General features: G+C 70.2%; 12 protein-coding genes and 2 pseudogenes. 5 read left to right on the forward strand and 9 right to left on the reverse strand.

Features of this window, described 5'->3' with window-relative positions; translation table 11 throughout:
• Nucleotides 1–12: 12 nt before the first annotated feature.
• Both KZJ41_RS24240 and KZJ41_RS24245 read left to right on the forward strand, forming a co-directional pair.
• Nucleotides 13–1,560: an ABC-F family ATP-binding cassette domain-containing protein gene (locus KZJ41_RS24240; RefSeq protein WP_102800423.1), complete on the forward strand. Its 1,548-nt coding sequence runs from the start codon at nt 13–15 to the stop codon at nt 1,558–1,560.
• Nucleotides 1,557–2,378 (forward strand): alpha/beta fold hydrolase, encoded by an 822-nt coding sequence (locus KZJ41_RS24245; protein WP_006941491.1) that lies wholly within the window; start codon nt 1,557–1,559, stop codon nt 2,376–2,378. Before KZJ41_RS24240 ends, KZJ41_RS24245 begins: the two co-directional genes overlap by 4 nt.
• On the opposite strand, the gene KZJ41_RS24250 is transcribed toward KZJ41_RS24245, so the two are convergent.
• On the reverse strand, nt 2,375–2,773 hold the full coding sequence (locus tag KZJ41_RS24250) for a VOC family protein (protein ID WP_006941490.1): 399 nt from the start codon (nt 2,771–2,773) through the stop codon (nt 2,375–2,377). The two genes, KZJ41_RS24245 and KZJ41_RS24250, sit on opposite strands and share 4 nt — an antisense overlap.
• Nucleotides 2,774–2,964: 191 nt before the next feature.
• Between KZJ41_RS24250 and KZJ41_RS24255 the strand changes: the two genes are divergently transcribed.
• Nucleotides 2,965–4,035, forward strand: coding sequence for a class I SAM-dependent methyltransferase (locus tag KZJ41_RS24255; protein ID WP_006941489.1), 1,071 nt, complete (start codon nt 2,965–2,967; stop codon nt 4,033–4,035).
• A gap of 6 nt (nt 4,036–4,041) precedes the next feature.
• Here the strand turns inward: KZJ41_RS24255 and KZJ41_RS24260 are convergent, their stop codons facing one another.
• From KZJ41_RS24260 to KZJ41_RS24270, 3 genes are all read right to left on the reverse strand, one after another.
• On the reverse strand, nt 4,042–4,647 hold the full coding sequence (locus KZJ41_RS24260) for a TetR/AcrR family transcriptional regulator (protein ID WP_043802700.1): 606 nt from the start codon (nt 4,645–4,647) through the stop codon (nt 4,042–4,044).
• A 105-nt stretch (nt 4,648–4,752) separates the two neighbouring features.
• The gene (locus KZJ41_RS24265; RefSeq protein WP_043802701.1) at nt 4,753–5,730 is read right to left on the reverse strand and encodes an alpha/beta hydrolase; all 978 of its coding nucleotides are present in this window, start codon (nt 5,728–5,730) and stop codon (nt 4,753–4,755) included.
• Nucleotides 5,731–5,821: 91 nt separating this feature from the next.
• Nucleotides 5,822–7,048 (reverse strand): acyl-CoA dehydrogenase family protein, encoded by a 1,227-nt coding sequence (locus KZJ41_RS24270; RefSeq protein WP_072636293.1) that lies wholly within the window; start codon nt 7,046–7,048, stop codon nt 5,822–5,824.
• A gap of 146 nt (nt 7,049–7,194) precedes the next feature.
• On the opposite strand from KZJ41_RS24270, the gene KZJ41_RS24275 reads away from it, so the two are divergent.
• Complete coding sequence (locus KZJ41_RS24275; RefSeq protein WP_065922066.1) at nt 7,195–7,593, forward strand: DUF5313 family protein; 399 nt, start codon at nt 7,195–7,197, stop codon at nt 7,591–7,593.
• Nucleotides 7,594–7,761: 168 nt separating this feature from the next.
• Here the strand turns inward: KZJ41_RS24275 and KZJ41_RS24280 are convergent.
• A pseudogene (locus KZJ41_RS24280) lies at nt 7,762–8,163 on the reverse strand (deaminase); the annotation flags it as partial.
• Nucleotides 8,164–8,351: 188 nt separating this feature from the next.
• Complete coding sequence (locus KZJ41_RS24285; RefSeq protein WP_146034368.1) at nt 8,352–8,633, reverse strand: hypothetical protein; 282 nt, start codon at nt 8,631–8,633, stop codon at nt 8,352–8,354.
• Nucleotides 8,634–8,959: 326 nt separating this feature from the next.
• On the opposite strand from KZJ41_RS24285, the gene KZJ41_RS24290 reads away from it, so the two are divergent.
• Nucleotides 8,960–9,835, forward strand: coding sequence for a hypothetical protein (locus KZJ41_RS24290; RefSeq protein ID WP_102800421.1), 876 nt, complete (start codon nt 8,960–8,962; stop codon nt 9,833–9,835).
• Between the two features lie 80 nt (nt 9,836–9,915).
• Here the strand turns inward: KZJ41_RS24290 and KZJ41_RS24295 are convergent.
• The 3 genes and pseudogenes from KZJ41_RS24295 to KZJ41_RS24305 all read right to left on the reverse strand — a co-directional run.
• A pseudogene (locus tag KZJ41_RS24295) lies at nt 9,916–10,305 on the reverse strand (integrase core domain-containing protein); the annotation flags it as partial.
• A gap of 585 nt (nt 10,306–10,890) precedes the next feature.
• Nucleotides 10,891–11,589: a UPF0158 family protein gene (locus KZJ41_RS24300; RefSeq protein WP_146034367.1), complete on the reverse strand. Its 699-nt coding sequence runs from the start codon at nt 11,587–11,589 to the stop codon at nt 10,891–10,893.
• Nucleotides 11,590–11,993: 404 nt separating this feature from the next.
• A complete protein-coding gene (locus tag KZJ41_RS24305; protein ID WP_235194122.1) occupies nt 11,994–12,794 on the reverse strand; it encodes an extensin family protein in 801 nt (266 codons plus the stop codon).
• Nucleotides 12,795–12,970: the final 176 nt, after the last annotated feature.

Genomic DNA, 12,970 nt, shown 5'->3' on the forward strand with positions numbered 1-12,970 from the left:
CCGGGAGCAGCCATGTCACACCCTTCCCCGTCCTCGGGCCTTTCCCTGTCGGACCTGACCTTCGCCTGGCCGGACGGCACCGCCGTGTTCGACGGTCTCGACACCACCCTCCCCGCCGGGCGCACCGGACTCGTCGGACGCAACGGGTCCGGCAAATCAACTCTGCTGCAGATCATGTCGGGTGAGTTTCAACCGACCCGGGGCTCCGTCACGGTGCACGGCCGGGTCTCGCGGCTGCCGCAGGACGTCATCCTCGATCCACACCGCGCCGTCGACGCCGTCCTCGGCATCGACACCGTGCGCGCGGCGCTGCGGCGCATCGAGGCCGGCTCGACCGCCGTCGAGGACTTCGACGCCGTCGGCGAGCGATGGGACATCGAGGAGCGCGCCCTGGCCACCCTGCACCGTCTCGGTCTCGACCGAATCGTCGCCTCCCCCAGCGACTTCGATCGCACCGTCGGCACCCTCTCCGGCGGCGAGACCGTCCTGCTGGCGCTCACGGCACGCCTGCTCGACGAGCCGGACGTCCTGCTGCTCGACGAGCCGACGAACAACCTGGACTCGGCGGCCCGCGCGCGGCTGTACGACGTGCTGCGCGAGTTCGCCGGCACGCTCGTCGTCGCCACCCACGACCGCGACCTGCTCGAGCGGGTCGACACCGTCGCGGAGATGCGCGACGGGCGGCTGCGGCTGTTCGGCGGCAACTACAGCGAGTACGAACGCATCGTCGCGGCCGAGCAGGAGGCGGCACTGGCCGCGGTGCGCGACGCCCGGGCGGACGTGCGCCGGCAGGCACGCGAGCTGAGCGACTCGCACATCAAGCTCGCCCGACGAGAGCGATACGGCCGCAAGATGTTCGAGAACAAGCGGGAACCGAAGATCGTGATGGGGGCCCGCAAGCGGCAGGCCCAGGAGTCGGCGGGCCGGCTCCGCCGCGAACACGAGGGCAAGCTCGCCGGCGCGCGCGAGAACCTCGAGCGCGCCCAGGGCACCGTGCGCGACGACCGGGAGATCCGGGTGGACCTGCCCGAGACGGAGGTGCATCCCGGTGCGCGCGTCGCCGAGGGGCCGCTCGAGATCGTCGGCCCGGAGCGGATCGCGCTGCGCGGACCCAACGGCTCGGGCAAGACGACGCTGCTGCGCGACATCGTCGCGGCCGGTCCCCGGGTGCCGTTCGCGGTGCTGCCGCAGCGGCTGGACGTCTTCGACGAGTCGCTGTCGGTGGCGGACAACGTCGCGCTGCGGGCCCCTCATGCGTCGCCGCAGCAGGTCCGGGCACTGCTCGCCCGGTTCCTGTTCCGCGGCGCCGACGCGGACATGCCGGCGGCTGCCCTCTCGGGCGGCGAGCGACTGCGGGCGGCGCTGGCGACTCTGCTCGCGGCGGACCCGGCTCCGCGGCTGCTGCTCCTCGACGAACCGACCAACAACCTGGACCTGCCCAGCCTGACGCATCTGGTGCAGGCACTGCGCGCGTACCGGGGCGCCTTCGTGGTGGTCAGCCACGACGAGCGGTTCCTGGCCGACATCGGGGTGACCCGGTCGGTCAGACTGGAGCGGTGAGCCACGCGATCAACCCCGTCGACGGAACCCGCATCGCCTTCACGGTGATCGAATCGGACGCAGGCGCCGGCAGCCCGTCGCTGCTGCTCGCGCACGGCAGTGCTCTGTCGTCGGCCATCTGGCGGGGATTCGGATACGTGCGCCCCCTGCGCGAGCGGTACCGGCTGATCCTGCCCGACCTGCGCGGTCACGGCCGCAGCGACAAGCCGCACGTCCCCGACGCATACGCGATGGACCTGATCGTCGGGGACGTGCTGGCGGTCCTCGACGCCGCCGGCACCGAGCGCGTGCACTACCTCGGGTACTCGTTCGGAGCGCGGGTCGGCTTGTCCCTGGCGGTGCGCGACGCCGGCCGGCTGCAGACGCTCACCGTGGGCGGCGGCAGTGCCCGCGCGCAGGCCGGGGCGTTCGATCGCCTGTTCTTCCCGGGATGCGCCGACGTGCTCGGGCACTACGGGATCGACGGGTTCCTCGAGGCGTGGGCGGAACACCTCGGTTCGCCCGTCGATGCCGCGACGCAGGCCGCGTTCCGGGCGAACGACGCCGCCGCCCTGGCCGCGTACATGCGACGGTCGGATCGCGAACCCGGGATCGACGACGCCGACCTCGCCGCCCTGGACGTGCCGACGTTGGCGTTCGTCGGTTCGGAGGACCGCGAACGGATCGACGACACCCGCGAACTGTCGCGGACGATCCCCGGTGCCCTGCTCGCGGTGATCCGGGGATACGACCACGCCACGACGATCGCGGCGGCGCCGGAGGTGCTGTCGGTGGTCGGACCGTTCCTCGCGGCGCACGCCGGCCGATCGTCCGGCTAACTCACCGAGGGCGCCTCGTCCATCCACTGCACGAGCTGGTAGACGATGCCGTTCGGGTCGCGCATCTGGAAGTACCGCTCGCCCCACGGCTCGGTCTCGATCGGCGTGACGATCGGAACCCCCTCCGCCCGCAGTCGTTCGTACTCGTCGTCGATGGCGTCTACGACGAACGCGACGAGCGTCCCCTGCCCGGCGTCGCCGGCGATGCTCGCGGGCTTGAAGGTGCCGAGCCCGGTGCGCAGGAAGACGAGGCTGAAGCCCGCGTCCTCACGGGTGAGCGAGACGAACCCGTCCTCGGCCATCGTCTCGGTGAACCCGAGGTGACGGGTCACGAAGTCGGCCGACGCGGCCACGTCGGGAACGTTGAGGGACAGGGCACTGGCGGTGATCTGCAAGGTGAACTCCTTCCGGTTGCACGACTCCGAACGTCCAGGGCCCCCGTCCGGTTCCCACGCCCCGCTGCGGGGCCGAATGTGACACCGGATCGACGAGGTGTCACATTCGGCCCCCATGGGGGCGTTGTCCGCCGCCCGGAACCGGAGGACTCTCGGAATCACCCCTGTCCCTCTCATCCGGAGGCCCCACCGTGACGCACACCGTTTCCCCCGTCGACACCGTCGCCCAGCGCGTCCTCGACTCGGCGCTCGGCGCCGTCGATCTGATCGCGATCTATCTCGGCGACCGGCTCGGCTGGTACCGCAGCCTCGCCGCCGACGGTCCCGCCACCTCCGACGAGCTCGCGGCGCGGACCGGGACCGACCCGCGCTACGCCCGCGAATGGCTCGAGCAGCAGGCGGTGACCGGCCTGCTCGAGGTCGACGACGGCGATCCGCCGCGCTTCACGCTGCCGCCCGCGGTGGCCGAGGTCCTCACCGACGAGCACAGTCTCAACTACCTCGGACCCCTGGCCCGCATGTTCGCCGGGGTGTCCGCGCAGCTTCCGGCCCTGCTCGACGCCTACCGCACCGGGGGCGGCGTGAGCTGGGCGCAGCTCGGCACCGATGCCCGCGAGGGGCAGGCGGACATGAACCGGCCGTGGTACGAGAAGGCGCTGCCGGGCGCCCTGGCGTCCGTGCCGGACCTCGACGCGCTGCTGCGCCGACCGGATGCCGAGATCGCCGACATCGGCTGTGGCGGTGCGTGGTCCACGATCGCGCTGGCCCGTGCGTACCCGCAGGCCCGGTTGTTCGCCATCGACATCGATCCGGCGACCGTCGCCCTGGCCCGGACGAACGTCGCGGCCTGCCCCGACGTCGCCGACCGGATCACCGTCGTCGAGACCGACGCGGCGAGCCTGCCCGACGAACGCTTCACGGCGGCGTTCGCCTTCGAGTGCGTCCACGACATGCCACGTCCCGTCGAGGTGCTGTCCGCGGTGCGCGGCTCGCTCGCGGCCGACGGGGTCATGGTTGTCATGGACGAGGCCGTCGCCGACCGGTTCACCGCACCCGGCGACGAGGTCGAGCGGTTGATGTACGGGTTCAGCATCTCGTGCTGCCTGCCGGACGGCATGAGCCACCCGCCGAGCGCGGGAACCGGCACGGTGATGCGTGCGGACACCCTGCGCCGGTACGCGCTCGACGCGGGCTTCTCGGACGTGTCGGTGCTGCCGATCGAGGACTTCGGGTTCTGGCGGTTCTACCGTCTGACGCCCTGACCGGCCTCAGCACGACGTCGGCTGGCGCGCCTCCGACAGCAGTGCCGTGACGGTGTGCTTCATCAGTTCGGCGGCCTCGGCCACCGGCAGGTCCAGCACATCGCGCAGCGCCACCCACGACGCCCAGGTGCTCGCCACCGCCACGGAGCGCACCAGCGTGGCCCGGCGCGACGCGTCGAGCGCGGCGAGTTCCGCCGCGAACAGCTCGTCGACCTCGTTGACCACACGTGCGATGTGCCGCAACCTGTTTCGCTGGATCCTCTTGGACTGCGGGGCCCGGATCGCCGACGCGCGCGCGAACGGCGCCATCAGCTCGAGCAGTTCGGCGCGCTGCCGGCAGAACGCGTCGATCCGCTCGTCGAGCGGCAGGTCGACGGGGACCGGGGCGAACGCGGTGTCCTGCCGCCGCAGCAGCTCCGTCCCCGTCTCCTCGAACAGCGTTTCCAGATCGTTGAAGTTCGCCCACAACGCCCGGAGCGAGACCCCGGCCCGTGCGGCGATCTGCGCACCGGTCGGTTTCAGCTCACCGGCCTCGATCAGGGCGATGTGCGCCTCTATCACTGCGTGGCGGGTCCGTTCGGCCCGCGCGACGCGTCCGTCGGTGACGGTCACGTGTCCCTCCTCCCGTGTCGCCGACCGGTTCCTCCCAACCGGTGCGGCGCACTCGATTGTGCCAGGGCCTGTGTCACCGAGGGGGTGGCGCCGCGCGGGGGCGGGTCAGTCGTGGTCGAGGACGGGGGTGCGGGCGGTGGCCCGGACGATCGCGTCGTACAGCGAGCGAGCGGCGCGACGCGTGGCGCCGGCCCCTCGGACGAGGGTGAATCCGTGGAATACGCCCGGCCAGCAGTGCAGTTCGACGCGTACCCCGGCCTGCAGGAGACGCTGGGCGTAGACGAGCCCCTCGTCGCGGAGCGGGTCGAGTTCGTTGACGGTGAGGTAGGTGGGCGGCAGGCCGGTCAGGTCGGCCCGGCGCGCGGGCACGGACTGCTCGGTGGGCTCCTGCCCGCCGAGGTAGTGCCGCCAGCTCTGGGCGGCCTTGCGGTTGTCCCACACGGCGGTGGCGCCACCGCCGCGCATGGAGGCGGTCTCGAGCCGGTCGTCGAGTGCGGGTTCGAGCAGGGCCTGCAGCGCAATGCGCGGGCCGCCCTCGTCCCGGGCCCGCAGCGCGACGGTCGCGGCGAGGGCGCCGCCCGCGGAATCGCCGAGGACGACGACGCGGTCCGGATCGATGTCGAGACATGCTGCGCCGGAAGCGATCCACTCGAGGACCGCGTAACAGTCGTCGGCGGCAGCGGGATAGGGGTGCTCGGGGGCGAGCCGGTAGTCGACGGAGATGACGACGGCACCGGTCGCGCGGGCGACGGCGGCGGCGAAGGCTTCGCTGTGGGCGGCGCTGCCGAGGACGAATCCTCCGCCGTGGATTTCGAGAACGACGGGCCGGCCCGCGGGGTTGCCGTCGGGACACATGTCGGGCGTGTGGATCCGCACGGGCACCTCGGGGCCGCCCGGCGCGCCGGGGACGAGCCACTCCTCGACGGTGACACCGGTGGTGTCGGCGGGGCCGGCGGCCGCAACGATCGAGTCGAGGGTGCGACGGCCTCCGTCCACGTCGGCGAGATCGAGGTCGGGGAGGGTCGTCACCGCGTCGGCCAGTTCGGGATCGACGTCGGTCGAGACTGGCATGATCTCGGTCATGGCGACACGATAGTGGAATGTGCAGCGTAGGTGCAGATACCGGTCCCGGGTACCGGGACCCCGGACCGCGCGGCCCGGCCCGGGGTCCCGGTCACTCGGCGAGCAGGCCCTTGGCGATGTGCGTCACCTGGATCTCGTTGCTGCCCGCGTAGATCATCAGCGATTTCGCGTCCCGCGCGAGCTGCTCGACGCGGTACTCGGCCATGTAGCCGTTGCCGCCGAAGAGCTGCACCGCCTCCATCGCCACGTCGGTGGCCGCGCGCGAGGAGTACAGCTTCATGGCCGAGGCCTCGGCCAGGCCGACGGGCTTGCCGGCCTCCGTGCGTTCGATGGCGCTGAACACCATGTTGCGGACGTTGATGCGGGCGATCTCCATCTCGGCGAGCTTGAGCTGGATCAGCTGGAACCGGGAGATCTCCGCTCCCCACAGCTTGCGGGTGCGGGCGTAGTCCTTGCACAGGCGCAGACATTCCTCGATGATGCCGAGGGCCAGGTAGGCGATGCCGATCCGCTCGGCGGCGAAGGATTCGCGCGCGCTCTCCTTGCCGTCGCTGCGGCCACCCTCCTCGGTCTCGCCGAGCAGCCGGTCGCGGGTGATGCGGACGTTGTCGAAGAACAGCTCGCCGGTGGGCGAGGAGTTCATCCCCATCTTCTTGAACGGCGGGCTCTGGGTCAGTCCCTCCATGCCCTTCTCGAGCACGAATGCGAGCACCTTGCGGTCCCGGCGGTCGATGCTCGGGTCGCCCTCGTCGAGCTTGGCGTACACGATGAGGACGTCGGCGTAGGGACCGTTGGTGATGAAGGTCTTCTGCCCGTTGAGGATGTAGTCGTCGCCGTCGCGCCGGACGGTGGACTTCATTCCACCGAAGGCGTCCGACCCGGAGTCGGGTTCGGTGATGGCCCAGGCGCCGACCTTCTCGAAGGTCACCAGCTCGGGCAGCCACCGCTTCTTCTGGGCGAGCGTGCCGCGGCTGCGGATGGTGCCCGCGGTGAGGCCGAGGCTGACGCCCATCGAAGCGACGAGCCCGAGGCTGACCCCGGCGATCTCGCTGTTGAGCAGGGCCGCCATACCGCCGGAGCCCATGCCGCCGCCCGGCTTGGCAGACGACGCCTCGCCGGCCTCCTCCCGGGCGAGGGCCTTGTTGAGGCCGTCGCGGGCCAGCTCGTCGATGCCGAAGGCGGAGAACAGTCTGCGGATGATGTCGTAGGGCGGCAGCTCACCGCTCTCGAGCCGATCCACGTGGGGGCGGATCTCCTTGTCGATGAATCCGCGCAGCGCGTCACGGAACATGAGATCGGTGTCGGACCACTCGTACATGCCTCGAAATATAGAACACGTTCTCGTGTACGTATACGGATCCACGGAACCGGCGGTGACATCGGGCATATTTAGCCTACGATTAGTTAATGCACGATCTATTTGCGTAGACTCCTGGTGTCGCCCCCGCACGAAAGGCCCGAGAGATGCGCACCCGTCCCGGCCCGTTCCAGTGGCTCGCCTACGCCGTCGGCCGCCCCCTGCCCGCCTCGATGCGCGAGTGGGTGCGCAACGACCTGATCGGCGACCACGCCGTCGCCCGCCACATGGTCCGCAGCCAGGTCCCGTTCCTCCCGCTGTACGCCGCGTTCCTGCTGCTGCCCGGCCCGGTGTGGCTGCGCCTGTCGACGATGGGGCTCGGCGTCGCCCTCGCGCTGTTCTTCTCCGCCGCCTACATGGCGCAGAACCGCCGGCGCCGGCTCGAGCGCAACGGCCTGCCGGGAGACCTCGAGAATCCCCGGCGCGTCCGGGAGCGCGACGCCGAGAAGGCCGCCTACGAGCGGCTCCACTCCACGATGCGCGCCGACCTGCGGACGCGGGGGTAAGGCGCAGTCATCTCTGCCGAGTTGACGTTGCAGAGGTGGGTCCGAGGAAGCTTCACCACAGGACGACCAGCCGTCGGTGTGGCCTTTCAGCCCGAGATCCGGTTTCTCACAGCTGATACGGCAGCGGCGTGCCGATCGCCTCCACCAACGGCAGAAGACGGCACCGATCGTCTCCTCCTCGAGCCGCGCGACGACGTCGACGGCGTCACCGCTCACGACGGTCGCGTTCGGCCCGTCGAGGGCCCCTTCCAGTATGGTCGACACACCGTGCGGCATGCTCCTCATCCGGGTGACCCATGAGTCGTTCGCGCCGGACTCCTCGGTCCTCGAGGCCGGCAGTCGCACGAATTGCCGATAGGTAGTGGCTCCGAGGACCATCCGCCGCTCCGCGTCGTACAGGGCGAGGCGGTGGTCGAGCAGCGCGGGGCCCTGCTTGCCCCGGTTGCCGCGGTGGGAGCCGTAGCCGTCCGGGCTGGAAAAGACGTCGAAGGTGGAGGTAGCGGTCCTGATGCTCTCCTCGAGAGCGGGTGATCGGGTGTGGATACAGACTGAAACCACGGCCGAACTCATCGCCGTCGGACTCCAGAAGTCCGGCCGCCCGGATGCCACCGACGGACCACCGCTCCACGGTGACCGGGATGCGCTAGGGAAGACCAGCCCTCGGCGTCCTTCCGGCGCCGGTGGTCCCCACGGGTGCGCTGCTCGCCGCCCGGCTCGGCACGGGCGCCGCCGTCGGCTCCGGCCGACCGGCGGGTGCTCTAATTCGTCCCCGACTCATCCGGTCGCAGCGTCCGAAAAAGCCGGTCCGGGTCGAGTTCGGCTACCGGGGCCACCACCACACCGAGCGCCCGCGCCTCGGCCACCGCACGGGCCAACAACCGGCGGGCACGCTCGTAGCGGCACCGAAGATCGTCGGTCAGCGCAACATCGCGCAGTGCGACTCCCGCGGGGACCTCCTCGAGCGCCTCCGCGACCAGAGACCGCACGATGAGAACCCCGGTCTGTACACCCTCGACCGCCCAACGCTGCTGCCACTGCATGCCGACCGCCCTCGACTCGGCCCAGCACCGATCACCCGCCGCCATTATCCGCCCCGCAGGCCCACGGCGTCACGCCTGGAACAAGGGGATCGCCGTCGGTGACGTGCCCGGTGTCGCAGACTGCCGCCGCGACGAGACGGGGTCGCCGCCCGGCGGGACCGGGTCGCCGGTCCGGGGGATGCAGGCGCCCGAGATCGCCCCTGGGTGGACGTCGATTCGACCGCGGGAGGTGGCACACCGCCCTCACACCACCCCGGTTTCGGATCCCGGAGTCCGAGCCGGGTGATGCGGTGACAAACGCCTGATCGTGGAGTTGAGTCGACTCTGTGCGTCCAACCAAACTGTCAGTCGCCCTGGGCCGAGAAGCCCTCGCCGCGCGTACCGAATCCGCGAACGGCTGGTTGCAGGGAACACCACCGGGACGGACGGTCCGGCGTGTCATCGACGGACTCATCGACATCGAGCTCGCCGACCGATCGATGAGCCTCGCAGCCAAGATCTTCACCTCGGTACTGCCGCTGATCATAGCCGCCTCGATCTTCAGCAACTGGGATCTGGCCACCCACGCAATCGAGGAACAACTCGGTATCGACTCGACCGACCTGTCGGCCTGGGCCAGCGAGTACGACGCCACCGACCCGACCTTCGCGGCATTCGGTGTCCTCGGATTGCTGCTGGTCGCCATCAGCGGCACATCATTCACCCGGACCCTGGCACGGATCTACGCAAAGATCTGGAACGTGCCGCCGATCAGCGCCCGCGATGCCTGGCGGTGGCTGGTGGTCCTCCTCTTGGTCGCTGCGTCGGCTGCGCTGATCGGCGTGATACGCCAGGTGTCCGGTCCGCACTTCGTCGGCAGGTCGCTGGCGATCCTCGGCGAACTGGCGGTGTGGGCGGTCGTGTGGACCGTGTGCCCGTATCTGCTCACCAGGGGCGCGTTGTCCGGTCGCGTGCTGTGGGCCACCGGGATGCTCACCGCGTCAGGCCTCACGGTGATCCGTGCCGCAGGTCGGATCGTGCTGCCGAAGCTTACAGCCACAGCAGAGACGAAGTTCGGTCCCCTGGGGGTGGTGTTCACCTCGATCAGCTGGCTGTTCGCGCTGTCGATGGTGATCGTGGGTGCCGCGACGATCACCAAAGCACTCGCCCTCGACGAGAGTTACCTCGGCAGATACCTCCGCGGGCCGAGCGCCGGCGCCTGAGGTAGCCCGTCGCACTCAGGCCCGTGAGAAGTAGCTGCCGACGGCACGATGAACCGTCCTGGATCGAGTGGAGACCTCGTTCAGGCCACCTCGAGGCCTGAGGCGGCGGTGGGACGGGGTTCGCGAGAGCGTGTCTCGTAGTCGATCGGCGAGAGGTATCCGATCGACGAATGCAGCCGGTCCGCGTTGACCAGCGCACCCACTCCGCGGTTTCCGTCTCCACTTCTCCGCTTGCGTCCGCACGGACCACAATCGGCCCGGTGGATCAATTCGACCTTGTAGAGCCCTACGGTCGGTTCCCTCATCGCGTTGTCGAGGGCGTCCCCGACGCCACCGATCGAGCCGGCGATGCCCGATTCGGTCCGTGCCTCGGTGAACGTCCGTGAGGTGCACTGACCGACCACATCCGAGCGATACACCAAACCCGTTGAGGTGGAACGCAAATCGGTTCTCTTCCGGATGAACAGCGCTTACCCGTGCACGCCGCCGACGGCGCGGGGGCGTGCCGGTGTGGTTGAGCTCGGCCGCCGGCCCGGACGAACGGTGGTGGACGTTTTCCGGGTTACGCTCAACCGGCCCCAGAAGGACGATAGGAAAAGTGCTGTAATGCTCTGCAGTCAAACACTTTATCCGGTGTCGCCGTATACCGAAGCCGCGCGACGGGCAGGCCGGGTCCATCCCGGTCCGACGTCGGCGCGCCAGGGGGCGCGTCGTTCGACGATCGTCGGGTGGCGCGTCGTTATGCCGCGGACGTACGCGCGGAAGACGGCCCGTTCGCAGTCGGTATCGAGCAGCATGAGCTCCACAGTGTCGTGGCCACCTCGTCCGGGATCCGGAGGTGGTGCACCGGGCTCCTCGGCACGGCAGCGCACTGCCCCAGCGGACCCCGATTCCCGGCGGTGGCGGCCCGCGCCGGTGCACCCGACTGCTCGGCGAGACGGCGCGCCGGGCCGGGAGCCTCGTCCGGCAGCTCGCGACAAAACAACGCCGATCGCCGACGAGCACGCTGTCAAGGACTCGACTCCGGGCCCGTCCGTGGTCCGCAAGCCCAGGACCTATCCGATACGGCGGGGACGTACCCGATACCCCTGGTCCGTGAGCCATGCGCGGGCGCGACCAGCTCTGCGTTCGTCCGAGAACAGCCGATACCGGTAAAACTCGTTGGGCGACTGCGAGAGCACGTCCTTGAAGCGGCGGAAAGCGCCTCGCCCACCGAGCGCGATGCGCAGCTGCTCGGCCAGGGCGGGATCGGCCACCGAGTCGAGGAACACCTCCATGTCGCGGTAACCGGGGCGCGATCCGACGCACTCGACGAACAACCAGCGGTCAGGGTCGCCGTCCGCGTCGTCGTCGGACATCTCGTCGATGACCATGGCCGGCCACGTCTGCCCGGTCTCGAGGTCGAGACGGCCGCCGCCGTAGACGACGTCGCCTTCGAGCAGCGAGGACAGCTCGTCGAGATCGACCGCCAGTGGCCGGAGCATCGGAGTGGCCCGGGCCAGTGCGGCCTCGAGCTGGTCGGCGAGCTCCGCGTCTCCGGTCCAGCCACGCACGTGCAGCGCCGCGGCGCACCGGGTGGCCACCTCCCGCGCTCCGGGCAGCCGATCGTCGACGGCCGCGACGAGCGCGTCTCCGATCAACTGCAAGACCGCATCGGCGGGTCGTCCCCGCACCAGCTCGAGGACCGTGTCGGTACTCGTGTGCAGAGCGGCACGCAGCGCCCGCACCGCGTGTTCGTCCCAGCCGGTGTCCATCGAGTGCCGACGATAATCGCACCGGCCCCGACGCGGCATCGTTTCGGCCTTCCGGTCGACCACCTCCCTGCCGCTGGCGACAGCCGCACCGTCCGATACGACGAACACGAACGAGAGACTCGCTTTTCGGACTGCCTCACGGTCGAGCTGCGAATCCCGTTGCGGACTGACACCGAGGATCACTGCGATATCCCGCACCGACAGCCCAGGGCGGCGCAGATGCACCACCGACACCCGCGCAGCCTGCTCCTGCGCGCGAGCGGCTGCTTCGACCCGGGTCCGCGCCTGGCGTGCTTCGGCGATGGAACGACGGTCCGACCTACCACCATCTGCGGGCAAAGCAGGAGCCGCTGTTGTGGGTGCCCGATGCGGTGACCTGGTACAGCTCCTGCAGGGACGAGCACCTACCGCAGGTGCGCCGGCGGGTCGCCGGGGGTGATACCGAGGTGGATGTGATCGTGGTGGACGCGGTCGGAGAAGAAGCCCTTGCGTACTCCGTTGAGGTCGACAGGTCCACCGACCTCGGTGGCCCCCAACTCGGCGGCTCGCCGCATCAGTCGAAGCGGTCGATCGTCACCGGCCGGGGCGACCACCGGCCGACCGTCGATCTCGCGGATGTCCACGGCTCGTCCGACGGCGTGGTTGGACACCCGCGCGGTCGGAAACACCGTCTGGATGTGGCCGGTATGCATCACCTGGATCGTCAGGGTGAACTCCCGGGACAGTGCGTGAAGTATCGCCAGCAGCTGGGTGTCGATCCTGCCGGTGCGGACGTCGCTCCGGGCGGGGTCCGGCAGGACGATCTTCGGGTCGGCGAGCACCGCTGCGGCCGTGTCGGTCAACGGCAGCGGCGAACCCAGCGAGGTCGGTGGGACGAGTCGCTCGACGGTCCAGTTGCCGCCGGGTTCTCGGGCCAGCCGCACGTCCACGACGAGTTCTCGGATCCAGGGCCCCGAGACGGTGCGCAGGTTCTGACCGACCAAGGCGATCACCGCCGCGGTATCGCGGGCCAGCCCGCCGTACTGCGGATAGACCACGGTCAGTTCCCCAGCGCGGGCGGTGGACGGTTGGAGGACGGACGCGGTCGCTGCCGCCGCCGGTGACGCGCCGGCCCGGACGAGGTTGTCGACGGCCGTCCCGTCGTCGCTCCAGTTGCCGGCGGTTTCCAGAAACGCCGCCGCGGTGCGCTTGATCTCCGGGGACACTTCGCCTGGGGCCGGCCGCCAGCGACTCGCGTCGGCGGACAACGGAGAACGAAGTGGGCCGGCTCCGGGACCAGGGTGAGGTTGCTGCGGTGTCGGCGTGGTTGCCGGGTGCGCAGGTTCGGACGGGGTCGACTCGACGGCGCACGATGCCACTGCGGCGGCCGAGCCCGCGGTCA

The sequence above is a fragment of the Rhodococcus sp. 11-3 genome (assembly GCF_023704055.1).
GTDB classification, from domain to species: Bacteria; Actinomycetota; Actinomycetes; order Mycobacteriales; family Mycobacteriaceae; genus Rhodococcus; species Rhodococcus aetherivorans.